We start from the raw sequence: 24,295 nt of genomic DNA, 5'->3' as shown, positions 1-24,295 counted from the left end.
GCCCACCCGTATTTCCGGGTTGGCGGCCGAGTCGGTGCCAGGCTCAGGCGAACGTGTCGAACAGCTCTTCAAGCGCCTTGAGCTGACCGCCGCTCGTGCTGGACGGCACCAGGATCGGCGTCTTGCAGCCGGCATCGAACCATGCCTCGACGCCGTCGCGGACTTGGCTGGCCGAGCCGTACAGCGTCGCGTTCGACAGCCAGTCATCGGTCATCGCCCGGTTCAGCGCTTCGGTGTCGCCTGCGGCGATCGCCGTCTCGGCCGCTTCCATCTCGTCGACCCAGCCTGCCTGTTTCCAGTAGTTCCGGTAGTTCGGCAGCGACACGTAGCCGGCCAGCGTCTTGCGGTTCCGCGCTGCTCCCGCGGCGCGGTCGTCATCGATGACCGTCGGGATCATGTTCCCCACGAAGAAATCGTCACGGCCCGCCGCCTCGCCGAGGTGCGCTACTGAGTTCTGGAAGTCGTTGCAGCTCGCATTCGCCCATACCGCACCCGAGCTGATCTCCGCAGACAGCTCGGCCATGCGCTGGCGCAGCGTGGCCAGCACGATCGGCGGGAGATCGCCGTGCTGTGACGACGCGGCCTCCATGGCAGCGATGTACTCCCGGATGTCGGCGAGCGGCTTGCCGGGCGTGATGCCGAGGCGCTCATGCACCGGCCCGTGCGTCACGCCGATGCCCAGCCAGAACCGTCCGCCCGAGATCTCGTGGATGAATGCCGCAGTCGAAGCCATGTCGACCGGGTTGCGGAAGTAGATCGGCTGCACCGAGGTGCCGAAGTGGATCTCGTTGGTGACCTGGGCAATCGCCTGGCACAGCGCCACCGGATCGCCCATGGAGGGGCAGTAAATGCCGCTGAAGCTGCGCTGTTCTATCTCGGCGGCGATCTCGAGGGTGCGTTCACGGCGGCCGCGCACGGCGGCCAGTGAAATGGCAGGCATGTTCATGCGGGGTTTCCTAGCAGACATGCCAGATTGCCGCCGTTGGCTGTGCCGCGGGGCTCTCAGACAGGCTTGCGGGCCACGAAGCAATACAGCGTCGTGAAGATTCCCGTCTTGCCGCCGGCGACGTAGGCGTCGGCGGTGCGATCGAGCAGCTTGGCGATCTCGGCGGTACCTCTGGGCAGGATCCTCAACGTTTCAGCCACGCGTGCAGCCCGGATCGCGAGCTGTCGACCCAAGGGTGTTCCTCGCAGGGTGATCCTGCCGGTTCCGCTGCGTGCTTCCATCGGCTGATACCACGGGGTTGCCGATCCGTTCTCGGCGGTTCCGCGGTCAATGCCTTCGATGACTTCGAATCCTGCTGATTCGAGTGCTTGGTTGACTTCGGCGAATGTTGCGATCTGCTTGAGCGCGATCCCGCGCATGAGTTCTCGCTTGATCTCTTGGTGATTCGCGTTGTCAGCGTCGAACGTGTCGGTCAGACACATTTCCTGACCCCACAACAGTGCACCGGGTTTCAGCACCCGCGAGATCTCGGTGAATGCGCCGACCTTGTCCGGCGCATGACAGGTCGATTCGATCGCGTAGGCCCGGTCATACGTGCCGTCTTCGATGGCGGCCATGTCCATGAAGCTGGACTCGACGTAGTCGATCATGTCGCTGAGGCCTGATTCGGCGGTCAGCTCCCTCGCCCTGGCCAGTTGGACTCCGCTGCTGTTGATGCCGGTGACCTCGACTCCAGCTTCACGGACCACCGTCCGCATCGGCCCGCCGATTCCGCATCCGACATCGATCACCGACATGCCCTCGCGCAGATCCAGCTTGTCGATCATCAGCCGTTGATGGCGGAGCTTGGAGTCTTCCAAGCTCTCCTGTGGAGTCAGCGGTGCGAAGTGGAGCGATTCGCCCCAGCCGTAGATCATGAGGTGGCTGCAGATGTCGTAGTACTCCGTTGCTGTCTCGGCGTGGTCGGAGCTCGGGCCATCGCTCGGCGCATACGTCTCGTCGAGTCGCCTGTTCAGCAGCTCCACTCGTTGCCGGAGATCCGAGCCGCGGTACGACGCCTTCAGCCCGCGTGCGACCTGCCAGATGCTGCTCACCCGGGGGAGCCTAAGAGGCTGAGCCACGGGCCCGATCCATGCACGCCCTACGGCGATCCTGCGATGGCCGCTTCCCGCATCGGCAGCATCAACAGGCCGAGCGCGATGAGACTGGTGACGGTGACGAGCACGATTGCGGGTCCGAATCCGGAGGCGTCGATGATGAAGCCGCACACCGCCGGACCGGCGAGCGCGCCGACACCGAGACCTGTGTAGTGGATGCCGATCACACCGCCCAAGTTCTCCACCCCGTACCAGCCAGCCAGCACCGACGGTGTGGCGGTCACCCACACCGCCCAGCCGACACCGTGCGCAACGGCACTGGCGATCAGCACTGCAGGGTTCCCGTCAGAGATCCACCAGATCGCCAGCGCTGCCGTCATGGCAGCAAACGCCGACCGGCACAGCCACATCGGATCGGCGCGATGGCCCAGCGCGCCGCAGGCCAGCCGGGCGACGACGCTCGTCGCGCCTGAGATGCCGATCAGTGCTGCGGCCAATGCCGGCGCGACACCACGGTCGACCGCGTAGTCGTTGTAGAACGCGACCGGCGCGTAGAAGCCCGGCCCGATCGCCACGACTGCTGCAAAGAACAGCAGGAATCGGCGCGAGCGCACCAGCCGGGCGACACGAATGAGGCCTGCCGTGGACATGCTCACCCGGTCGCCGCGCGTCGCTGCCCAGCCGATGGCGACGAGAGCCACAGCCGCCAGCACGGCGTAGGTCTGGCGCCAGCCCAGCCTGGAGATCAGCGCATGGCTCGCCAGCGGCATGACCAGCGTCCCGGCACCCACGCCGGCCAGCAGGAAGCCCATTGCCGCGGGACGCCGTCGCTCGCTGAAGCTGCGACTGATCAGGCCGATCATCGACGGGTAGCAGAAACCCGTAGCGAGCCCGACCAAAACCCCGAACGCGGCGTAGGTCTGCCACAGCGCATTCGACCAGGCGGTCAGCAGAAGACCCGCTGACATCGCCACCGCTGCGACCCCGACCAGCAGGCGGGCGCCGTAGCGGTCCCCGATGCGACCTCCGATGGCGCCGCCGGCGTAGTAGGTGCAGACGGCCGTCGAGAACAAGGCGGCCACGGGACCGGTCGTCGTGTCGAGGTCGTCCGCGATGGGCGTCAGGAAGACCCCGAACGAGAAGAGGATCCCGAACGTCACGAAGTTGGCAGCAAACGCCGCAGCCGCAATCGACCACGGGGCCGCAGGCTCTGCGGGTTCCTGTGAGTTCGTCACGTTCGATGTGCCGTCCACCAGCCCCCAAGCCTGCCCTGCGCCGGCCCGCCCCGCGGGTTGCACTGATCTCACCCGGATTCGCGCGGCGGGCTGGCCGGTACCCTCGGTGGCCCTCGCTTCTTGGGGCTGTAGCTCAGATGGCAAGAGCACCTGCTTTGCAAGCAGGGGGTCACGGGTTCGAGTCCCGTCAGCTCCACAGTGTCCGATGCGCAGTCACCGAAGCTCCTTGCTGGTGGCAATCCGCAGATTCCCAAGGGCGACGGCGATGTCCCGGTGCAGGCCTTCATCGAGGCGATGCCGGGGTGGAAGGGCGCCATCGCTCGGCAGCTGGATGATCTGATCGAGCAGATCGTGCCTGACGTGCGCAAGGCCGTGCGGTGGAACTCGCCCTTCTACGGCGTCGAGGGGCGCGGATGGTTCGCGAGCTGCCATGCATTCACCCGGTACGTCAAGGTGACGTTCCTCAATGGCGCATTGCTCGTTCCCGAGCCGCCCGGCTCGGGCAAGGATCCCGATTCGCGCTGGGTGGACATACCTGAGGATCAATTCGACGAAACGCAGATGTCAGCGTGGATCGAGCAGTCGGCAGCACTCGACGGCTGGCACGGGTTTTGATTGGCGGCGGGCTGAGATCTCACCACCGCGATCAGCACAATTCAAAGCCAGCCACCGGGCGAGTGGGTCGACGGTCGACGACCTGAGCACAGAACGCTCGGGCCTCGTCGGTACGCCCGCTGCGGACGTATGCAGCAAGGAGCGTGTTGGTCATCAGGTCACGCTGGGCCCGGCTGCCGCCGATGCGGACGACCTGGGGGATCAGCGGCTCGAGGACATCGATGACCGTCGACCACTTCTCGTCGACGAATGCGCCGTAGGCCTGACCGAGCGTTGCCCCAGTGGTGCCTGCCGGCAGGCGGCCTGCCTCGCCAAGCTCCTGCAGCTCGGTGAGGCACGCCTGCAGCTGCTCGGTCTCGCCGAGGACGGCATAGGTGAGTCCGGCGTGGGCATCGACGAACACGATCGGCTGCGGGAACCGCTCCTCGTAGAACTCTCGAACCTGCTGCCAGATGGCGCGATCACGAGGCTGCCCTGCCAACTCCGATCGCCACATGAACGACGACGAGTCGGAGAACACGGTGATCGGCGGGCTGGTCGTGGTGCCCGGCAGGCAGTTGTGGCGGAAGGCCTGCCATGCATCGTCGTGGCGACTGACCGCCATGAGCACCAGCGCGTAATGCCACCAGATGTGGCAGTGCAGCACGCTCGCCCGGTCAGAATCGGGGAGCCACCCTTCGAGGAAGCTGACCGCTTCGTCGTCATCGCCGGCTTCGAAGAGCGCGTGCACGAGCGTGTGGGCACCGTGGGGAGTGCTCGGGCGCTGTTCGAGCGCACGCTCGGCGAGCTGCCGGCCCCGGTCCCACCGTCCGGTCTCGATGAGGGCGAAGGCGTGCACTGTGGCGAACCACCAGTCGTCGCCGTAGTGCGTGGCCAGCGGCTCGAGAAACTCGAGCAGTTCGGCCTCGCGGCCGATACGGCCGCTGAAGCCGATGGCGCCGAACACGCCGCAGGCGGGTGCGAGGGCGAACGCATCCCGCGGGTAGTCGATGACGTGCTGGCGGATGAGGTCGAGCGCTTGGGGCACCTGGCCGGCGACGAGCAGCCGCACAATCTCGACGTGCTGGCGTTCCCGCGCAGTGGCCGAGTGGCTCAGCTCAACGGCGGCCTCCGCTGAGGCCCGTGCTTCGTCGGGCCGCACGTAGAGCTGGTGCTGGCGGGCCAAGGCGGCGTGAGGGAGGGCAAACCCTGGATCGGCCGCGATCGCCGCCGCCAGGCAGTCCTCGACCCCAGCCTCGGCGGACAGCATGCGGTCGATGCCCTCGACGTAGGCGTCACGGGCCTCGGCGGATGAGGTGCTCACTTCGAGGCCGTAGCGGTCCTTCATGCGCTCTGTCTCCAGCGTCGCCGCCGTCGGCGTGTCCGTGGTCTCCCGGGTCGCGTCAGACCACCGCCAGCGACCAGACGAGCGGGAGACCCGACCCGAGTTCGGTCCACTGGGCATCGTCGGACACCTGCCATACCTCGCCCGTGTCGGTGCCCACGAGCACCCCGCCCACGTTGTCGGGATCGGCGATCAGGCCATGGAAGTTGACCGGCGACGGCGAGTGGGCGTCGTCGCAGAGCGACCGCCACGACTGGCCGTGGTCGTCCGACCTGTAGAGGGCCGCATGAGCCCCGCCGTCGTCCTTGTAATGCGAGAACGCTGTGGGCGCACTGGCGACGGTGACGCTGTAGGGGTCGCGGCGGTCGACGCACAGCGGACGCGAGTAGCGCGGCACGACGCCCTTCCATGCGTACTGCCATGACTCGCCGTAATCGTCGGAGCGGAACACGCCGGCGTTGCCTTCGAGCTCTTCGGCGACGCCGTCAAAGCGGCCATAGCCGGTGCTGATGAACAGCACCCCCGGCTCGGCGGGGTGGGCGAACATCATGTGAATGTCTGGGTTGTCGCCGGGCAGGTCGACCGACCAGCTCTCGCCCCCGTCGGTGGAGCGGGCCACACCGCCGACCTCGACACCGACCCAGATGCGGTCGGGATCGTCCTCGTCGATGACGAGCGCACGTGCCCGCCCCGGCAGGGGAGGCTCGACCGGCACGCACCAGCGCTCCGCTTCGGGGAGCGCAGCGAACGCCGTGATCTCGTCCCACGTTGCGCCGTCGTCGTCACTGCGAAACAGGGCCGCCGGCTCGGTGCTGGCATACAGCCGGCCGTCGCTGGCGGCCCGGATCTGCCACACCTCGCGCCCGGCGAGCTGCGGCCCGGCCCAGGTCTGGCCCCCGTCCTCGCTGGTGAACAGGCCGCTGGCCGATCCAGCGAACAGGCGGCCGTCGACGTTGACGAGGTCGCGGACGTGGCGTGCTTCGAGCGTCTGTGTGGATCCCGTGCTGTCGATGGCGAAGACGCCCTTGGTGGTTCCCGCAAGCAGCTGACCGTTCATGGGCTCACCCTAGATCGCACGCGGAAATGGCGGGTTCGGGCGCGTCAGACGTTCACTGACTGCTGTGCTCAGACTCTCGCGGGTCGTCGAGTGCGATGGTCCAGCCGGGGCCGAGCTCTGCGTCGAAGCGATGCTGGAACATGGGCACGAGCATCGTGGCGGGCAGGACGCATTCGGCGCAGGCTTCGTCGGGAATGTGCAGGCGAAGTGTGATGTGGCGTCCGGTGATCGACGCAGTGAGGTCGGCACGGTCGGCGCGCAGGACGGCAGCCAGTTCTTCGACGACATCGGCAGGCCCGGTCTCGGTCAGGCCGCCGGCGCGGACGGGGTGCACGCTGGCGGTGGTGAGCAACGCCAACACAGCGGGGGTCACCGCATCGGCGACAGCCATCGCCTCGGCCGAAGTCAGGCTGCCGATGGGGTGGGGCACGGTGGCGAACGGGTAGTCAGCGAAGCCCTGCAGTTCGGCGATTGCCTCGCCGGTGGCTGCGAAAGGTTCGGTGAGGATTGCGGCAGCGGGCACGCCCCGCTGCTCGAAGTGCACGGCGTCGAGCACACTGCTCGACGAGCAGCTTCCTCAATCGCCGATGGCGGCGATGATCGCCGTCACGTCGGCGGCCAGCGCCTCCACCTCCTCGGGAGCGGCCGGCAGGTTGGCGGTGGGCTTCATCAGCAGCACCGCGTCGCGTGCCCCGTGGGCCTCGATGAGGTTCTGGGCAACACGCTGGAGGATCCCGGGGGCGTGGGTCTTGCCATTGCTCACCAGCCCGATGACGGCGCCTTCCAGCGAGTCGGACCGCGGAGCGAGCGCTGCGCCCGCACCGCTGACGGGCAGCGTCGGATCCACCAAGGTGACCGTCATGGCGCGAGTATCTCCTGCGTGATGAGCGGGACGCTGCGGTCACGGCTCCAGGTGGGAAAGAACGAGGAGTGACCGCCGGCAGCGCCGCCGCCGACCATGAGCGCGATGTCGTCGGGACACGTCCCGCGGGGGACCGAGATGTCCTCGTCGCCGGGCTGCACCTGTGGGTCGGTCTCCATCCATTGCGTCGGATGGAAACCGGTGACGTTCCCGGCCGCCTCGACCTTGCCGCCGCGCTTCACGTCTGCATAAGTGCGCGTGGCGTGTGAGAACAGGTACTCCTGCACTTGCGCCCGGCTCCAGCCCGCGGCTCCGAGCTTGCGGGCGTGCTCGGGCGCGAACACCACCAGCGACCGGCCCGAGCTGAGCGAGCCCAGCGCAGCCATCGTGTCGGCGAAGGTGCCCAGCAGGCCCTCGGGATCGGGCGATGCGTGGTTCAGCACGTTGTGGCCCGACTCGGCGGCCATCACCGTGACCGTGCTCTGGTCGGGCGAGTAGCCGAGCGACACGTGGTACGGCTCCCACGGGCTGGTGGTCTCGTCTTCCCCGAAGCACATCGCGTACTTGCCGGCCCAGCCCTGGGTGCTCTTGTCGAGTTTGCCGGGAATGGCGGCGAGGCAGTTCCGTAGCACCAGCCGCACCGCGCGGCCGATCGTGGCGTTGGCCCGGAAGCCAGGGCCGAACAGGTTCTCCTTGCAGTGGATGCCGATCTCGTCTCGGATCGGACCATTGATTGCGATGAGGATGGCTGCGCCGCCGGTGCTGGCCGACACGGCATGCAGCTCGAAGCTCGGGTCGCCGATGGCGGCGAGAGCGGCACCCACAACAGGGAAGTACTCAGGCAGGCACCCGGCCATGACGGCGTTGGCGGCCGCCTTGCGTGCGCTGACCTCGGGGCCGCGGGCGGGTTCGCGCAGCAGCACATCGTCTGCGGCCCAGACACCGCCAGCCACCATGGCGTCCACCAGCGGTTCGGTCGGGGGCACCACCGGCAGCCCGTCGGTCCAGCCGGCCTCGTAGCAGGTCTCGATGGCCTGCCACGGGTCGGTCAATTCGAGATCGCCGTTCGACGTCATGGCCTGCCGTTGTCTCGGTTGCGCGCATCCGAGGCCATCGAACCTCTCCGCCGGAACCCGTTCGCGGTCAATGGCGGTGCCGTCGACGCCGAGGACGCCTGCGGACGAGCCGCTCATCGAGCGTTTCGCGAGGGTTGGGCGCTGCGGTGACTTCGGGCGTGGGCTCATCACCTGCCAGCACGGCCACGATCTTGGCAGTGTGCTCGGGGGTGCTGCCGCAGCAGCTGCCGATCACGCTCACGCCGGCGGCGTGAACCCGGTGCGAGTGAGCGGCCAGCAAATCCGGCGTGCCGTCATAGACGAGCGAATGACCGTGCCACACCGGCACGCCGGCGTTCGGCTTGGAGATGACCGGGGTGTCGGGAGCGACTTGGGCGATGGCGAGAACCGCTGCCTCGGTGTCGGGCACGTTGTTGCCGCAGTTGGCGCCGATGGCGGCAAGTTCCATGGGTCCCAGCCGGTCGGCCAACTCGTTTCCGGTGACACCCATCATCGTGCAGCCAGCGGTGTCGAAGCTCATGGTGACTGCGACGGGCAGATCGCACACCCTGCGCGCTGCGCGGACGGCGGCTTCCACTTCGTCAAGGGCACTCATGGTCTCGATCCACAGCAGATCAACCCCGCCCGCATCGAGGGCAGAAGCCTGCTCAGCGAACGCGGCTTCGCAGGATTCGACGCTCATGTCGCCGAGCGGCGCCAGCAGTTCGCCCGTCGGGCCCATCGAGCCGGCTACCAGCACCGGCCGGTCAGCACGCTGCGTTTCGGCATCAGCCTCGGCCCGCCCGATGTGTGCGGCGGCTCGGTTCAACTCGGGCACGCAGTGTTCCAAGCCGTGCAGCGACTGGCGGAAGCAGTTGCCGCCGAAGCTGTTGGTCACGATCAGGTCGGCACCCGCCTGCAGGTAGCCGCGGTGGACGGCCCGGATCTCGTCGGGGTGGCTGAGATTCCACTCCTCTGGCGACCATCCGGCCGACAGTCCGGCGGCAAACAGCTGCGTGCCCATTGCACCGTCGGCCACCACGTAGCCCTTGGACTTCACCAGGTCATTCAGTGTCGTCGTCATCGGTCGGCGCGGGTCCTTGATTGATGCGTGTGTGCGGAGCGGGTCGGGGAGTCATCCCTACAACGGCAACGTACTGCTGCCGACATTCGCCACACGACCGATTTTCCCGCACTTGCGCCGGCATCCGTCGTCACGCGGGCGCTCACCGTGCAAGCATTTCGCGACCGGAGAGGGGAGCTGCCATGGACGAGGTGACGTACGAGGTCGACGGGCACGTGGCGACGATCACGTTGAACCGGCCCGACAAGCTCAATGCGATGACCGACGAGATGTATCACGGCATCGGCGAAGCGCTGCTGGCGTCCGACTCCGACCCTGCTGTGCGCTGCACGATCGTGACCGGAACCGGCAGGGCGTTCACCTCGGGCCACGACCTCGGCGAGTTCGCGGACCGAACTGCTTGGATGCCGTGGCGGCCTGACCGGTTCGACATCGGTATGGAGACCGCCAAGCCCACGATCGCCGCGATCCAGGGCTACTGCCTGGCGGGCGGGCTGGAGCTGGCGCTGTTCTGCGACATCCGGGTCTGCGACGACACTGCCCAGTTCGGCTGCCCGGAGGTGCGCTGGGCGATCCTGCACGGCTACGGCGCGCTGAGGCTGCCGGGGCTGATCGGCTCGTCGGATGCAATGCGGCTGCTGCTGACCGGCTCGTTCATCGACGCTGCTGAGGCTCTGCGCATTGGGCTGGTCAGCGAGATGACTGCTCCCGAAGACCTGCAGGCAACGGCCCGGGGCATCGCCGACCAGATCGCCGCCAACGGCCCCGCCGCCATTCGCATGACCAAGGAAATGGCGCTGCGCGGCCGGGAGGTGTCGCTGGCCGACGGCCTGCGGCTCTACCAGGAATACACCCGCGCGGCCTTCGCCTCGCCCGACGCGAAAGAGGGCCTGCGGGCCTTCGCCGAACGCCGCGATCCCGATTACGACGCCTAGCGCGACAACTGAATCGTCGCGGACGATCCCCGCGGCGGCCCACCAGCAGGATCAGTACGATCCGGGCCCGCTGGACTGACGGCGACGCAGGGGTGATGTGCGAGGCGTTCGGGTACTGGATCTGAGCGAAGGACGTGCGGGCGCATATTGCGCTCGGCTGCTCGCGATGACCGGCGCCCACGTGGTGGTGGGCGAGCCGCCGGAGGGATCGCATCTGCGGCGATCGCGTGTGATCGATACCGCCGCAGGGCCGATATCGGCGGCGTGGGAGTACTTGCGGGCCAACACGGCGAGCGTCATCGTCGAACCCGGCACCTCGCTGGCTGAGCTGGCCGGCGACTTCGACGTGGTGGTGCTGGACGTGCACGGCGATCTGGCCTCGACGCAAGCGGAGATCGCAGCGGCCCGCGACGAGCATCCCCAACTCGTGGCAGCGGCTATCACGCCGTACGGCTTTACCGGACCGAAGTCGGCCTGGCGCGCCGGTCCGCTCGAACACTGGGCACTGGGCGGGCACATGAGCCTCAACGGCGAGCCCGAACGGCACCCGCTGCCGGGCGGCGGTCCGTGGCTGACGCACCTGGTTGGTGCGAGCACGGCGGTCGGCATCCAGGCAGCGCTCGTCAACGCCGCCACGACCGGCCGCGGCGACCTGGTGGAGGTGTCAGCGCTGGAGGCGCTGGCCAATGCCCACCAGTGGAGCTTCAGCCTCTACACCCACAACGGCGTCACCAAGCGACGGTGGGGCAACCGCTTCGGCGAGCAGCACCATCCGCTGGCGCTCTATGAGTGCATCGACGGCTGGATCTGCATTGCGTCCGTGTCGATCCACCAGTGGGAAGGCTTCTGCATCGCAATGGACCAGGTGGAGTTGCTGGCGCGGGACGACTTCTACGTCCCCGCCGTGCGATTCGACCACGCCGACGAGCTCGACGAGATCATCTCCGCCTGGGCTGCCACGAAGACCGTCGCCGAAGCCGTCGCCGTCCTGCAGGACAACCAAGTTCCCTCCGGCCCGGTGGCCAGCCTCGACGACATGCTGGCCAGCCCGCAGCTCGCCGCACGCGGTTACTGGCAACACCTCGACGCCGTCGATGCTCCGACCGACGGTGCCAGCCAGAGCGAGTCGGGTGCCGGCGGTGTGTCAACCCCACGGCTGCCGGGACCGCCGGCGCATATCGAAGGCGCGACGCCGCAGTTCCGCCGAGCGCCCGCACTCGGTGCGGGCCTCGACGGCACAGCGCCGGATGGAGGGACCTGGCCCGCTGGCGTCAAGCCGCTGGCGGGCGTGCGGGTGGTCGAGTTCACGATCGCCTGGGCGGGCCCGCTGGTCTGCCGCATGCTCGGCGATCTCGGCGCCGACGTCATCAAGATCGAGCACCCCACCGCACGCGGCCTCGCCATGCCGCCCGCCGAGATGATCCTGGCTGAGCGCGGCGGCTGGGAATGGGGACAGCTTCCCGGCCCCCTGTCGCGCAACGGCATCTTCCTCGACAACGACCCCGGCGACGACTGGTTCAACCGCCTCGGCCACTGGAACAAGATGAACCGGTCGAAGCGCTGCCTGTGCCTGGACCTGAAGGCCCCCGGCGGGCGAGAGGTGCTGCGCAGGCTTGTCGAGACGGCGGACATCGTGGTGAACAACTACAGCCCTCGCGGCGTTCGCTCCGCTGGCATCACACCAGCCGAGCTGCGCGAGATGAACCCGGGCCTCGTGACGCTCGATATGTCCGGCTTCGGTGCCACCGGCCCCGACGCCGAGCGCATCAGCTGGGGTCCGGTGCTCGATGCCGCCTCGGGGTTGGCGTCTACCACCGGCTACCCAGACTCGGGTCCCTACAAGCAGGGCATCGCATTCCCCGATGTCGTCGGCGGCCTGCACGGCACCGTCATCGCATTGGCAGCGCTGTGGCAGCACTGGCGCACCGCCGAGCCTGTCGGGGTCGACCTGTCTCAGCTCGAGACAGCGATCAATGTTGCCGGCGACCAGTTCGCCGAAGCCTCAATGCGACCTGTCAGCGCGCTGCCCCCACCTCGCCGCGGCGCCCGAACACCAGACGCCGCGCCCTCCGGCGTCTACCGATGCCGCGGCAACGACGCCTGGCTGACCCTGACAGTGGAAGACGATGAAGCCTGGAAAACACTCACACAGGTGCTCGACGATCCAGCATGCAACCCCCAGTGGACCACCGCCGCGGCGCGCCACGCCGATCATGACGCCATAGACGTCATGATCGAACGCTGGACAGCAACCCGAGACAAACACGAAGCCGCCGCCGAGCTGCAAGCTGCAGGCATAGCGGCCTCAGCCGTCATGACAATCGCCGACGTCGTCAACGACGACCACAGCGCAGCCCGCGGACTGATGGTTGACCACGCCCGCCAAGGCGAACAACCCCAGCTCTTCCCCGGCCTTCCGTTCCGCTTCGACACCACACCAGCCGCCCTCAGCCCACCCCCCAAGCTGGGCCAGCACAACGACGAGATCTTGTCTGAACTCGGCTACACCCCAACCGAGATCACTGCTCTCTACGACAGCAACACCATCGCCAAGCAACCACCCGATTAGGCCATGGTGAGGCCGCCGCTGACCGACAGGGTCTGGCCGGTGATGTAGCCCGCTTCTTCGCTGCACAGGAACACCACAGCGGCGGCAACCTCGTGCGGCTGGCCGATGCGCTTCATCGGCACGGCCCGGGCCATCGCCCCGATGATCTTGTCGCTCGTGTCGGTGGCCGCGGCGATCTCTGCCAGCAGGCGGGTGTCGGTCGGGCCCGGACACACCACGTTCGCGGTGATGCCGCGGCGCGCCACCTCGCGAGCGATGGTCTTGGTGAAAGCAATCACGCCGCCCTTGGCACCGGCATAGACGGCTTCGCCCGACGAGCCCACCCGAGCAGCATCCGAGCTGACGTTCACGATCCGCCCGAAACCCGTTTCGATCATGGCGGGCAGGCATCCGTGCGTCGTGCGAAGCGGACCCTTGTAGTTGATCTCAATGACCCGGTCCCAGAAATCCTCATCGGTGGTCACAAACGGATGCAGCACGTCCCACCCCGCGCAGTTCACCAACACTTCAACCGGTCCGAGTTCGTCCACCACCGTCAGCAAACCCTGCGTCACGGCGTCGGAGTCGGCCACATCCATCTCCACAGCAATAGCTGTACCGCCCTCGCCGTTGACGGCGGCAGCTGTCTCGGTGGCCTCGGGCACCCGCAGGTCGGCCACCGCCACGCGTCGGCCATCGCGGGCCAGCCCGAGGCAGATCTCTCGCCCGATGCCTCGGCCGCCGCCCGTCACCAGTGCCACCCGGGCTGTGCTGTCTGGGTCGCTCACGTTGTCTCCTGTCGTCACGCGCTCGGGCCGTGGTGCGTTCTAGGAGCGGGTGGCCTGCGCCACGTCGCCCCACTTGTGGACCATGTCAGGGTCCTTGCGGATCTGCTCCTCCGCCAGGTACATGACCACCCGGCTTGCGGTGCCCGTGTAGCGGTCCTTCAACCGGTCGGCCATCTCGTTCCAAGGGGCGACCAGCGCGAAATGCTCCAGCATGTCGTCGGTAATGCAGTCGGCCATGCCAGCGATATCGCCCGCAGCCATGCGCTCGCGCAGCGCCGCGGTCACGCCTTCGTACCCCAGGTCGGTGAACTGGAACGAGTAGTTCGGCGTGGTGCCGTAGAACGCGATCTGCGTCTTGGCTCGTCGGACGAGCGGCGCCAGTTCTTCGGGAGAGTCGCCCGGCGCGGCGAACACCGGCACGATCAGGTCGATCTCGTCGATGTCGCGGCCGGCACGTTCGGCACCTTGGGCCACCTCGGGCAGCAGCCGCTCGCGGATGTAGTGCATGGTGTGCATCGGGTGGACATGCACGCCGTCGGCCACCTCGCCGGCCACGCCGTTCATGATCGGACCGACAGATGAAATGTCGACCTTCACGTCGCCGTAGTCGTGGCTGCGAGGCGCCCACTGGGCCGGCAGCAGGCTCAGGTTGAAGAACTCGCCCTCGTAGCTGAGCTTCTCTTCGCGCCGGAAGGCCCGCAAGCACGCCTGCACTGCTCCCACGTAGTCGCGCATGCGTGCTGCGGGCCGGTCGAACTCAGCCGCATAGCGCCGAACGATGTGGCCCTTCACCTGGCTGCCGAGCCCCAGCCGGAAGCGGCCGTTGGTCTCGCCGGCCAGTTCCCAGGCGATCTGGGCCGACACCATCGGGCTGCGGGGGAACGCCACGGCGATGCCGGTGGTGAAGGTGAGGCTGGGGGCCGCAATGGCGGCCGCAGCGAGCTGCATCCACGGCACTTGGCCGGTTTCGGTGTAGAGCATCCCGGAGAAGCCGGCACCCTCCACCTTGCGGGCCAGGTCGGCCGCATCGCTCCAGGTGGATGAGCCGGTCATGAGATCGAATTCCACCTCGGGGTCTCCTTCAGGCGGGGGCACGAACCCGCTCAACGTAGCCCCGCGGACCGTCGGGCTGCCGTTCTACGCTGCGACGATGGCGCGGAGGCTGAGCCGGATGGCGAAGCCGTGGCCCGAGCGGCCCGTGAGCCCAATCACATAAGCACTGGGAACAAGAGCGGGAAGTGATGTCGGAGCAACGAGAAGGCAATGCAGTCCGCGTTTCCTCTGAAGGAGCGACCTACGACTGGCTGCTGCTGGGCGACGCCGTCGACCGGGCGGCAAGCAAGTGGGGAAATCGTCCTGCGGTGATCTTCGGCGATCGTCAGTGGAGCTACGCCGACTTCGCGGCTGAAGTCGACCGCGTGGCCAAGGGGCTGATGGCACTGGGCGCCCAGATCGGCGACCACGTGGCCGTGTGGATGACCAACCTGCCCGAGTGGCTATGGCTGCAGTACGCGATCCCCAAGGTGGGCGGCTGCATCGTGCCGCTCAACACCCGCTACCGGACTGACGACGTCGCGTACACGGTGGCGCAGTCGGAGAGCCGGTTCATGATCTCGATCGACCAGTCAGGGCCGATCGACTACCGCCAGATGCTTTGCGAGGCGTACCCGGAGATTGCCGGCGCAGGCCATTTGGAACAGTTGGTGTTCACCGGCGCGGATCGTGACGATGCCTTGGCCGATGCGATGAGCTGGGACGATCTGCTCACCGCGGGGGAGAGCGTCTCCGATGAGGAGCTGGCCGAGCGTGCCGCCAGCGTGACCGTCGACGACCGCATGATGCTGGCGTACACGTCGGGCACCACCGGTCATCCCAAGGGTGTGGTGCATACCCACCGCCCGCTGCGCAACAGCCGGGAGCGCTCGATGCTGCTGGGTCACACCGCCAACGACATCCACATGAGCTACTTGCCGCTGTTCCACCTGTTCGGCTATGGCGAGGTCTCGATACAGGCGGTACTCACCGGCGGCTGCCAGGTGCTGTTCGACGTCTTCGACCCGGCAGCGGTGCTGGCGGAAGTGGAGTCACGGGGCGGCACGGTGCTGCATGGGTTCGACTCGCACTGGGGCGACCTGCTGCGAGCCCAAGACGAGCACCCTCGTGACGTGTCCAGCCTGCGCATGGGAACGCTGGCGGCGGGCATGGAATCGTCCACGCCCATAGCTCGCCGGGCTCAGGAGGTGTTCTGCCCGACCATCTCGGGCTGGGGCATGAGCGAGTCGTGGGCGTTCGTGAGCTGCAGCCACCCCACCCACTCCGTCGAGCAACGCACCGAGGCCTCCGGCTACCCCATGGACGGCATCGAGTACCAGATTCGCGACTTGGATACCGGCACCGAATGCCCGCCCGACACCCCGGGAGCGCTGTTCGTCCGCGGCTACACCGTGATGGAGGAGTACTGGCGCCGCCCCGAGGCCACAGCCGAAGTGCTCGGCGATGACGGTTGGCTCGACACCGGCGACATTGCAAGGATGCGCCCCGACGGCCACGCCGTCTTCATCGGCCGCCACAAGGACATGCTCAAGGTCGGCGGCGAGAACGTCTCACCGGCCGAAGTGGAGGGCTATCTGCTCGAAGTCGACGGCGTCGAGCAGATAGCAGTCGTCGGCTACCCCGACCCGCGCCTCGTCGAGGTGCCCGTCGCCTTCGTGCAGCTCACCGCTACAGCCCCATCAGACATCACCGAGGAGTCGCTCATCGAGCGCTGCCGAGGCCGCATCGCCAGCTTCAAGATCCCCCGCCACGTGATCTTCGTGAAGGAAATGCCAGCCACCCCTTCAGGCAAGATCCGCAAAGTAGAACTCCGCGACTGGGCCCTACAAGACCTCGGCGACCCCACTCATGCTTGAGCGGGTGTAGTTACGGGCCAGAGAACGCCATGGCTGGAGCAACCGGCCCGCCGAGCGTGTGATCAGCGGCATGTCCCATGGCACGCTCGCCCTCGCGGCTCTTGACCTCCGATCGGGCCACGACATGGTGATGCACCTCATCGGGCCCGTCGGCAAGCCGCAGCGTGCGCTGTGCATGCCACATGTCCGCCAGCGGGAACCACTGCGAGACGCCGGCGGCGCCGTGCATCTGGATGGCCTCGTTGATGATGTCGCAGCACTTCTCGGGCACCATCGCCTTGACAGCGCTCACCCAGATGCGGGCTTCGGCGTTGCCGAGGGTGTCCATGGCCTTGGCCGCCCGCAGCACCATCAGCCGCATCGCCTCGACCTCAATGCGGGACCGCGACACGATCTCCATGTTCTTGCCCAGGTTGATGAGCTTCTTGCCGAAGCCCTCGCGTGACAGACCGCGATCAACCATCATTTCGATGGCCTTCTCGGCGGCGCCGATGGAGCGCATGCAGTGGTGGATGCGACCCGGGCCCAGCCGCAGCTGAGAGATCTCGAAGCCGCGGCCCTCGCCGAGCAGGATGTTCTCCTTCGGCACGCGCACGTCTTCGAACGTGATGTGCATGTGTCCGTGAGGTGCGTCGTCGGCACCGAAGACATGCATGGGTCCGAGGATGTTGACGCCGGGCGTGTCGATCGGCACGAGGATCTGCGACTGCTGCTTGTAGGTGTCCGCGTCGGGGTTGGTGCGGACCATGGTGATCATGATCTTGCAGCGCGGGTCGCCGGCACCTGAGATGTAGAACTTCTCGCCGTTGATCAGCCACTCGTCGCCGTCGAGCACGGCATTGGTCTGCACCTGCTTTGCGTCCGAGCTCATCACTGCAGGCTCGGTCATGGCGTAGGCGGAGCGGATCTTGCCTTCGAGCAGCGGTTCGAGCCACTGTTTCTTCTGTTCCGGGGTGCCGACACGCTCGATGACTTCCATGTTGCCGGTGTCGGGTGCTGAGCAGTTCAGGCATTCCGAGGCCAGCCGGTTCTTGCCCAGCTCATTGGCGATGTAGGCGTAGTCGAGATTGCTCAGGCCCTCGCCGGTGTCGGCGTCGGGCAGGAAGAAGTTCCACAGCCCCTGCTCGCGTGCCTTTGTCTTGGCACTCTCCAGCAGCTCGAGCTGACCGGGCGCCCAGCTCCAGCGGTCTTCGCGGTTCTCGCCCATCTGGTGGAATTCCTCGGTGATGGGGTCGACCTCGTCGCGGATGAACGCCTTGACCGCTTCGTACAGCGGCTCGACCTCGGTGGACATCCGAAGATCGAAATCGTCCATGCTCGCGGACTTCAATGCTCCGCCAACCACAGCTGCTCCCCTCGTGTGCTCGCCAGCCGCAGGTCTGCTGCTGGCGCAGTGAACCCTACCGAGATCGATTCTGAGAGGCTGAGCCGAAGGCGAAGCCGTGGCCCGAGCGGCCCGTGAGCGACAGCGAACAAGAGCGGGAAGCACAGGGCACCGGGCTGCGCGGCGAGCCGCCTATCCCCTAGCGGACTCGGGCGCGCCGGTACCTTCGGAAGCCATGTTGCAGTGTGTTCGAGGGATGTGCACCGAGCTGGCCACCGCGGGGTTGGGCTACGACGTGCCGGGAACGAGGGCGTGGCTCTACGACCTCGACGCCGCCACCATCGCCGGCACCTCCCGCCAGCGCGACATGATCATGCCGCTGTGCCGCGCCCATGCGGACCGGATCAAGGTGCCAGTCGGGTGGGAGCTCGACGATCAGCGGGCCCCGGAGCCTGAAGCTGTCGTGGCCCCCTCTGAGCTGAGCGCCGCGGAGAGCGCCGGACCGCTCTTTGCGCCCCGGTCCCGGCCCGAGCCGTCCGAGATGCCGCAGCCAGAGCCCGAGCGCGAACCGGCACCGCCGTCGCTGCTCGAACGCGCCTTCCGGGCTGCACCTTCTCGTTAGAGCAGGCTTGCTTTTCGGGCGGCCGTGAGCACCAGCCGCCCCCGGGGGTTCAAGCTCGCCCGGTAGCGAACCCCCTCGGCGTCCACCAGCACCAGTTCGTTGCCCTCGCTGGCGACCTGGAGCTCGACGCCGAGTTCCGCGGAGAGCTCAGCGCGGCTGGCTTCCAGCGCGGCCCGCATGGCGCTGCGCCGCTGCGCCTCGTAGAGGTCCATGTCGTACTCGACAAAATCCCCCGGCTCAGTTCCAGAAGGCCGCACAAGACAAACAATGTCACAAGCTGTCGTTAGCGTGATGCCGTGAGCCTGTGGCTGGCCGTGCCGCTCTCGCTGGTGTTCATCTACATCGTGTACCGGCTCGGCCTGCGAATGATGGCCACGTTCTCGAGGCCGATTCCCCCGCCGCCCCCGCCAGGGGAGCTGCGACGGGTGCGCCTCACCTACCGGTGCAGCCTCTGCGGAACCGAGATGCGCATGACACGCGCCCCCGTGCAGCACCCGGAGCCGCCTCGCTGCTGCAGTGAAGACATGGATCTCATAGCCAACGCCGACGAGTAGCAGCCTGGTTCCCACAGGTTTTCCACAGCCTGGGGAAAGTTACATCCGTGTCATTACCGCCAGCGCGTAGCGAGCAGGATGCCCACCAAGACGATGCCCAAGCCGACGGCAATCCAGGCGCTGGCCGGACTGCCCGGCAGCCAGCTCATGTAGTTCGCCACGATCACTGCGGTGCCGACTCCGAGCAGTGCCACGATCAGCCAGCCGAACCACGAGGCGCTCTGGGGGACGTCGCTGCCAGTGCTGTGCTGCTGGGCAGGTGCGTTCTGCGGTCGTGTGCCCTTGGGCGTGATGCGGCTGGTCTTACGGGGCCGGGCCATGACGGGTCAACCTAACCGTTGCCGTCGGCTTCTTCGCCGTTGGCTTCTGCTGGGCTGGCTTCGCCGATGACCATGGTGATGGTGTCGTAGTTGATCCTGATGTCGGTGCCCGGCGGCGGATCCAGCGAGATGACCTGCCCGTCGGCGGGATCGCCGGCAGCCACCGTCTGCGTGCGGCGTTCGACTGTGAAGCCCAGCTCCGTCAGGGCCGCTTCGACCCCGTCGGGATCGAAGGTCTCCAATGCCTGCAGGCTCGGGATGGCCAGCACCGCCGGTGGCTTGAACATGTGCAGGACCACTTCGGATCCGGCGATCAGCACCGTTCCGGGTTCGGGACTGATGTCGCGGACGACGTTCGTGTTGACATCGAGGTTGGAGACCTCGCGCGCCGTGCGCTTCACGGTGAAACCGAGCGCCACCAGCTGGGCTTCGATGCGGTCGGCGAGCGTGGTGCCGAAGTCCTCCAGTGCGGGCACCACCAGCTCCTCTGGGCCGTCAGACACGATCAGCGTGATGACGCTGCCCCGCTCCACAGGCTCGGCGGCTTCGGGACTGCTGCGGATGACCGTTCCCGCGCTGAACTCGGTGGTGAACTCGCGCTCCACCCGGTCGACGAGTCCGAGACGGGCCAGCGTGACCCTGGCGTCGTCGATCGTCTGCCCGGCCAGGCGCGGCACCTCGACTTCGCCACGGCCCGCGGAGACCGTCAGCGTCACGATCGTGCCTGCTGGACGTTGCTCGGTACTCGGGATGCTCTGCTCGGTCACCAATCCGATCGCCAGGTTGTCGTTGCGCACGTCGATGCGTTCCACGCTGAAGCCTGCGGTGACCAGCATCGCCTCGGCCTCTTCGTAGGTTCGCCCGACCACGTTGGGCAGCAGGATCAGGGTGCGCGGCGCGGCTACGAACAGGGTGACCGGATTGTCGGGATCGTTCGGCTCGGCGAGCAGCAGCCCGGCGCGGGGATTCTGCTGGAACACGACGTTCTCGTCGACGTCGTCGCGTTCGGAGAATTCGATGCTGACGTGCTCGAAGCCCACGTCGGCGAGTTCGCGTTCGGCTTCGGTGAAATGCAGGCCCACCACGCTGGGCACCCGCAATCGCACATCGGAGGTGCTCTCGGGTTCGGTCACCACGCCCGGCTCGCCGCGGTCGTTGACCAGCAGGAATACCAATCCCGCAATCACCAGCAGCAAGATGACCAGCAGCGTGATCCACATCGGCGTGCGGTCCGGCGGCTCGACAGCGCCAGGCGGCGGACCTTGCGGGTACTGCGGCGGGTACTGCGCTCCGCCGTATTCGCTTGCGCCGCCTCCATGGCGGCCGTACGGGGGCGCCGGCGGTGCCGGAGGAGGTTGTTGGTACGCGGGCGGCGCAGTCTGCGAGGGCGCTGCGACCGGCTCGGCAGGGGGCGCATGCGGCGTGCTCTCGGGCGCGGCGGCTGTCACAGCCGGGAAATAGGCGGTGACATCGGTTGCTGCGGCATGGGTCGGCTGACCTGCCCGGAACCGCAGCAGATCGTTGCGCAGCTCGGCGGCTGAGCCGTAGCGCGCGGCGGGGTCCTTGGCGAGCCCCCGCAGGCAGATGGCCTCGAGTTCGTGGGGAACGTCGGCGTTGTAGCGCGACGGCGGGACCGGCGCTTCCTGGACGTGCTTGTAGGCGATGGCAACGGGACTGTCCCCGGTGAATGGCGGCCCCGCGGTCAGCACCTCGTAGAGCACGACGGACAGCGAGTACACATCGCTGCGCGGATCCGCTTCCAGCCCCTGAGCCTGTTCGGGCGACAGGTACGTAGCCGTGCCCATGACAGATCCGGTGCGTGTCAGGTCGTCGGTGCCGCCGCCGAGTGCTCGTGCGATGCCGAAGTCGGCCACCTTGACCTGGCCCGACTGGGTGATCATGACGTTGCCGGGCTTGATGTCGCGGTGCACCACGCCGTTGCTGTGAGCGAATGCGAGCGCGGCGGCAATGTCGATGGCGATATCTGCAGCCCGGTCGGGGTGCAGCGGGCCGTCGCTGCGGATCACCTCCGCGAGGCTTCGGCCCTCGACGTACTCCATCACGATGTAGTAGGTGCCTTCGTGGTTGCCCCAGTCGTACACGCCGACCACGTTCGGCTGGCTCAGGTTTGCGGCGGCTTGGGCCTCACGCCGGAACCGCTCGACGAAGGACGAGTCGGTCGCGAACTCGGGGAACAGGACCTTGACGGCGACGGGCCGGTCGAGCAGGCGGTCGCGACCCAGGAATACCTCGGACATTCCGCCCCGCGCGATGCGGCTGAACAGCTCGTAGCGACCGCCGAAGATTGGGTTGTCGGTGTCTGCCATGAGCGGGGGCCAATTGCTGCCAGATCGGGCCGTGGGGCCGGCGGGGTGACTGCGAAGTGTTCGGGCTACGGGCGGTTGGAGATGGCGACTGCCCGCAGCGCAAGGGCGGTTTCCGCTGCGGTCGCAGCGATCATCGTTGCCAAGGTACCGCCGCCTCGTCCATTGCCGATGTCAAGTGTGGCGTCGGGTTCGATCAGCACCGCCACGGCGACGGTGGGCGCATCTGCCGGGGCCAGCAGCACGGCCCAGCTCCCGGTTCGTGTGCTGCTGTCGGACGGATCGCCCAGCAGTCCGGTCGCGATTGCTGCTGCAACTTCGATGCCGTCGGCCGGCTCGAGGCCGATGGAGGCTTGCTGTGCCTCTGCGGCCATACGACCCAGCAGTCCGGCCGCGCTGGCAGTCTCGAAGAGCTGCCCGGCATCGCGCGGCGCGGTCTCCACCGACGCCTCGAGAGCCGACTGCTCGTCTTCGGCGGAGCGGCTGTCGACGCGGCGCACGACGTGGGGGCGCATCCGGATCCCGTCGTTGGCGATCGATGCGGCTGCCACCGCCAGCTGCAGCGGTGTCATCCGCACCGGTGTGTCATCGCCGCTGCCGCTGCCGGTGTCTTCCGGTTCGACCCCGTCCAGTTCGCCAGGCAGATCGATGCCGGTTGAACCCGGCTTCCGGCGTGCACCTTCCAGCAACTCGACGCCCGCCGCGCCGAGCGATTGGTCGGCGGTGAGGGCGTAGTGGCGCTGGTAGGCGCGTGCCACCGGAAGCCGAGTACCTGCTTGAACGGCACCGGGCTTCGGTGATACCAGCGCGTCGGGATCGAAGCTGGGGCGAGACCACATCGCGATGACCGCGCCGGTCGCTGGCTCGATGGCGACGACGGCGCCGTCACGGTCGCCCAGCGCGGCACGCGCGGTGAGCTGTACGCCGTGGTTGAGAGTCAAGATCACATCACCCACTCGACCGCTGTCGGCGAACAGGTCGGCCAGCTCCTGTACGGCAATGCCCGTCGCTCTGCCCGACAGCTCGCTGTCGTAGCTGCGCTCGACTCCGCTGGCGCCGGCTGCTGGACCCAGGTAGCCCACGACGTGGGCGTACAGCGGACCGTGCGGGTACGCACGGAGCAGTCGCTGACCGGCGTCGGGGTGCCCGATGGGGAGCGCGAGGATTTCGCCATCGGCGCTGTGGATCGCACCGCGTGCGTTGCCGAAGGCTGCCGCCGCGGCACGCGTGTTCAGTTCGTGACTGCGGAGACCCTCGGCAGCGACGAAGCCCAGATTGGTGAGCTGCACCAGCAGGATGGCGAAGCCGACCGCGAGCGCGACGGTCAACCGGATGATGCGCCCCTTCACGAATCGCCCTGCGCCAGTTGTTGAGGCTCGCCTCGGGAGACATCGCTGACGCTGGAGATGGCGAGCAGCATCCCGACCGCGATGCAGTTGCCGACCATCGCGGCTGGGCCGTGGGCCACGAACGGCAGGGCACCCACGGTGTGCGGAAGCAACCGCAGCACGCCGGCAATGGTGAGGAATGCCTGCAGCCCGACAACAACGGTTGCCGTGGCCGCAAGCAGCCGATGTGTGCCGTACGCCCGTTGTGCGATACCGGCGCCGACGCCGACGAACAGCATGAGTGCCGCCAGGATCGCAGCGCCGCCCAGGATGCCGAGTTCCTCGGTGATCACGGCGAAAACGAAGTCGCTGTGTGCTGCAGCTATGCGATCCGGGGCACCGAGACCTGGCCCCACGCCGCTGAGTCCGCCGGCGCTGATGGCGAAAGCGCTCTCGACCGTCGCTGCGCCGTCGGTCGCCGTCCACGGGTTCTGCCAGTGGCGCAGCTGAGCGGAAAGCCAGTCGTACACCGAGGCGAGCACAACCACGCCGATTCCATAGGTGGCGGCGATCCCGCCGAGCGCTCGCGTACGCACCGTTCTCGCAACCGTCGGCAGCCCCGTTTCGAGGTGATCGTCGCCGTCCAGCCAGAGCGGCAGCCAGGCAGCCACGAAGATCACCACAGAGGACGCGATGTCACCCCCTGCGATGAGGAGTGTCCACGCGCCGACGGCGGCGACGATCGCGCCAGCGGTATGGCGATGCGGAACCACGCGAACCGGCAGCCAGCGCGGGGCGCAGACGGTGAGCGCGCAGGCTGCCAGGATCACGGCGAGCTTGGCCAGTCCGTACGGCTGCACGCTCAGCGATCCGAGATTCAGCCACTGGCGCGGCGGTTCGTACGCGCCGGCTGAGGGATCGGCCCCACCGGAGAAGCTCCCCGCGGCAAGAAGTGCGACAGCAAAGAAACCGCACACGCCGGGTCGCTTCAAGAGCCAGTCGAGCCGCGGGGCGGCGACCAGGGTTGCGGCGATTGCCGCAAATCCCAGGAGCACGGTGACTGCCTGCTCGGACGCCAAGGAGGCATCGACCCGCGCGACGAAGACCCAACCGATGCCCATGAGCAACCCAATGAGTCCGAAGAGGATCTCGTTGCTGTTCGGCGCCCACCTCCTGATGGCGACGTGAGCTGCTGCGCCTCCGGCCAAGACAGCGGCCAGCCAACCGGCGGTACGCCAGAACGATTCGATTGCGCCACTGCTGCCGGCACCGCCCAAGGCGGAGTTCTGCTCCACACCCAGCGCGGCGACAGCAAACGTGGTGCAGATCACTACGCCGGCCATTGCGGCGAGCGCTGCCTCGGTACGG

General features: G+C 67.5%; 22 protein-coding genes and 1 tRNA gene. 7 read left to right on the top strand and 16 right to left on the bottom strand.

The window, feature by feature from the left end:
* Positions 1-43: 43 nt before the first annotated feature.
* The 3 genes from ACOGXD_RS06075 to ACOGXD_RS06065 are packed head-to-tail and all read right to left on the bottom strand — an operon-like array spanning position 44 to position 3,296.
* On the bottom strand, positions 44-946 hold the full coding sequence (locus tag ACOGXD_RS06075; protein WP_419917006.1) for an LLM class flavin-dependent oxidoreductase: 903 nt from the start codon (positions 944-946) through the stop codon (positions 44-46).
* Positions 947-1,002: 56 nt separating this feature from the next.
* Positions 1,003-2,040: a methyltransferase domain-containing protein gene (locus tag ACOGXD_RS06070; protein WP_419917005.1), complete on the bottom strand. Its 1,038-nt coding sequence runs from the start codon at positions 2,038-2,040 to the stop codon at positions 1,003-1,005.
* Between the two features lie 47 nt (positions 2,041-2,087).
* Positions 2,088-3,296, bottom strand: a complete 1,209-nt coding sequence (locus tag ACOGXD_RS06065; RefSeq protein ID WP_419917004.1) for an MFS transporter — start codon at positions 3,294-3,296, stop codon at positions 2,088-2,090.
* 104 nt (positions 3,297-3,400) lie between these two features.
* Here ACOGXD_RS06065 and ACOGXD_RS06060 point away from each other — a divergent pair.
* Positions 3,401-3,474 (top strand) — tRNA-Ala (locus ACOGXD_RS06060).
* A 2-nt stretch (positions 3,475-3,476) separates the two neighbouring features.
* Entirely contained in the window at positions 3,477-3,893 is a 417-nt protein-coding gene (locus ACOGXD_RS06055) for a DUF1801 domain-containing protein (RefSeq protein ID WP_419917003.1), read from the top strand.
* A gap of 31 nt (positions 3,894-3,924) precedes the next feature.
* On the opposite strand, the gene ACOGXD_RS06050 is transcribed toward ACOGXD_RS06055, so the two are convergent.
* Genes ACOGXD_RS06050 through bmt form a run of 5 tightly spaced genes read right to left on the bottom strand, consistent with a single transcriptional unit; the run spans position 3,925 to position 9,275 of the window.
* Entirely contained in the window at positions 3,925-5,337 is a 1,413-nt protein-coding gene (locus tag ACOGXD_RS06050; protein WP_419917002.1) for a tetratricopeptide repeat protein, read from the bottom strand.
* Positions 5,276-6,274 carry a WD40/YVTN/BNR-like repeat-containing protein gene (locus tag ACOGXD_RS06045; protein WP_419917001.1) on the bottom strand — a complete coding sequence of 333 codons (999 nt, stop codon included), beginning with the start codon at positions 6,272-6,274 and terminating at the stop codon, positions 5,276-5,278. The genes ACOGXD_RS06050 and ACOGXD_RS06045 overlap by 62 nt, the downstream gene beginning before the upstream one ends.
* A gap of 52 nt (positions 6,275-6,326) precedes the next feature.
* On the bottom strand, positions 6,327-7,136 hold the full coding sequence (locus ACOGXD_RS06040; protein WP_419917000.1) for a UGSC family (seleno)protein: 810 nt from the start codon (positions 7,134-7,136) through the stop codon (positions 6,327-6,329).
* Positions 7,133-8,329, bottom strand: a complete 1,197-nt coding sequence (locus ACOGXD_RS06035) for a hypothetical protein (RefSeq protein WP_419916999.1) — start codon at positions 8,327-8,329, stop codon at positions 7,133-7,135. Before ACOGXD_RS06035 ends, ACOGXD_RS06040 begins: the two co-directional genes overlap by 4 nt.
* The gene (gene bmt / locus ACOGXD_RS06030) at positions 8,280-9,275 is read right to left on the bottom strand and encodes a betaine--homocysteine S-methyltransferase (protein WP_419916998.1); all 996 of its coding nucleotides are present in this window, start codon (positions 9,273-9,275) and stop codon (positions 8,280-8,282) included. Before bmt ends, ACOGXD_RS06035 begins: the two co-directional genes overlap by 50 nt.
* A gap of 182 nt (positions 9,276-9,457) precedes the next feature.
* Here bmt and ACOGXD_RS06025 point away from each other — a divergent pair, with 182 nt between their 5' ends.
* Positions 9,458-10,210 (top strand): enoyl-CoA hydratase/isomerase family protein, encoded by a 753-nt coding sequence (locus ACOGXD_RS06025; protein ID WP_419916997.1) that lies wholly within the window; start codon positions 9,458-9,460, stop codon positions 10,208-10,210.
* A gap of 97 nt (positions 10,211-10,307) precedes the next feature.
* A complete protein-coding gene (locus ACOGXD_RS06020) occupies positions 10,308-12,779 on the top strand; it encodes a CoA transferase (protein ID WP_419916996.1) in 2,472 nt (823 codons plus the stop codon).
* On the opposite strand, the gene ACOGXD_RS06015 is transcribed toward ACOGXD_RS06020, so the two are convergent.
* Together ACOGXD_RS06015 and ACOGXD_RS06010 are read right to left on the bottom strand one after the other, a co-directional pair.
* Positions 12,776-13,546: an SDR family NAD(P)-dependent oxidoreductase gene (locus ACOGXD_RS06015; RefSeq protein ID WP_419916995.1), complete on the bottom strand. Its 771-nt coding sequence runs from the start codon at positions 13,544-13,546 to the stop codon at positions 12,776-12,778. The two genes, ACOGXD_RS06020 and ACOGXD_RS06015, sit on opposite strands and share 4 nt — an antisense overlap.
* A gap of 39 nt (positions 13,547-13,585) precedes the next feature.
* On the bottom strand, positions 13,586-14,614 hold the full coding sequence (locus ACOGXD_RS06010) for a TIGR03617 family F420-dependent LLM class oxidoreductase (RefSeq protein WP_419916994.1): 1,029 nt from the start codon (positions 14,612-14,614) through the stop codon (positions 13,586-13,588).
* Positions 14,615-14,787: 173 nt separating this feature from the next.
* Between ACOGXD_RS06010 and ACOGXD_RS06005 the strand changes: the two genes are divergently transcribed.
* Positions 14,788-16,455 (top strand): class I adenylate-forming enzyme family protein, encoded by a 1,668-nt coding sequence (locus tag ACOGXD_RS06005; protein ID WP_419916993.1) that lies wholly within the window; start codon positions 14,788-14,790, stop codon positions 16,453-16,455.
* A gap of 10 nt (positions 16,456-16,465) precedes the next feature.
* On the opposite strand, the gene ACOGXD_RS06000 is transcribed toward ACOGXD_RS06005, so the two are convergent.
* Positions 16,466-17,770, bottom strand: a complete 1,305-nt coding sequence (locus ACOGXD_RS06000; RefSeq protein WP_419916992.1) for an acyl-CoA dehydrogenase family protein — start codon at positions 17,768-17,770, stop codon at positions 16,466-16,468.
* Between the two features lie 244 nt (positions 17,771-18,014).
* Here ACOGXD_RS06000 and ACOGXD_RS05995 point away from each other — a divergent pair, with 244 nt between their 5' ends.
* Positions 18,015-18,401, top strand: a complete 387-nt coding sequence (locus ACOGXD_RS05995; protein WP_419916991.1) for a DUF3499 family protein — start codon at positions 18,015-18,017, stop codon at positions 18,399-18,401.
* Here ACOGXD_RS05995 and ACOGXD_RS05990 read toward each other — a convergent pair.
* Positions 18,398-18,613, bottom strand: coding sequence for a hypothetical protein (locus ACOGXD_RS05990; RefSeq protein ID WP_419916990.1), 216 nt, complete (start codon positions 18,611-18,613; stop codon positions 18,398-18,400). The genes ACOGXD_RS05995 and ACOGXD_RS05990 overlap by 4 nt on opposite strands.
* 84 nt (positions 18,614-18,697) lie before the next feature.
* Between ACOGXD_RS05990 and ACOGXD_RS05985 the strand changes: the two genes are divergently transcribed.
* The gene (locus ACOGXD_RS05985; protein ID WP_419854985.1) at positions 18,698-18,955 is read left to right on the top strand and encodes a hypothetical protein; all 258 of its coding nucleotides are present in this window, start codon (positions 18,698-18,700) and stop codon (positions 18,953-18,955) included.
* 53 nt (positions 18,956-19,008) lie between these two features.
* On the opposite strand, the gene ACOGXD_RS05980 is transcribed toward ACOGXD_RS05985, so the two are convergent.
* The 4 genes from ACOGXD_RS05980 to ACOGXD_RS05965 all read right to left on the bottom strand — a co-directional run bounded on the left by ACOGXD_RS05980 (position 19,009) and on the right by ACOGXD_RS05965 (position 24,270).
* Positions 19,009-19,275, bottom strand: a complete 267-nt coding sequence (locus ACOGXD_RS05980; RefSeq protein ID WP_419916989.1) for a cell division protein CrgA — start codon at positions 19,273-19,275, stop codon at positions 19,009-19,011.
* An 11-nt stretch (positions 19,276-19,286) separates the two neighbouring features.
* Entirely contained in the window at positions 19,287-21,602 is a 2,316-nt protein-coding gene (gene pknB / locus ACOGXD_RS05975; protein WP_419916988.1) for a Stk1 family PASTA domain-containing Ser/Thr kinase, read from the bottom strand.
* A gap of 65 nt (positions 21,603-21,667) precedes the next feature.
* Positions 21,668-22,948 carry a penicillin-binding transpeptidase domain-containing protein gene (locus ACOGXD_RS05970; RefSeq protein ID WP_419916987.1) on the bottom strand — a complete coding sequence of 427 codons (1,281 nt, stop codon included), beginning with the start codon at positions 22,946-22,948 and terminating at the stop codon, positions 21,668-21,670.
* Positions 22,945-24,270, bottom strand: a complete 1,326-nt coding sequence (locus tag ACOGXD_RS05965) for an FtsW/RodA/SpoVE family cell cycle protein (RefSeq protein WP_419916986.1) — start codon at positions 24,268-24,270, stop codon at positions 22,945-22,947. Before ACOGXD_RS05965 ends, ACOGXD_RS05970 begins: the two co-directional genes overlap by 4 nt.
* Positions 24,271-24,295: the final 25 nt, after the last annotated feature.

The sequence above is a fragment of the Candidatus Poriferisodalis sp. genome, from assembly GCF_965204125.1.
Classification (GTDB): Bacteria; Actinomycetota; Acidimicrobiia; order Acidimicrobiales; family Poriferisodalaceae; genus Poriferisodalis.
The sequence above is the reverse complement of the archived record's forward strand: the minus strand, read 5'-3'. Positions and strand labels throughout refer to the sequence as shown.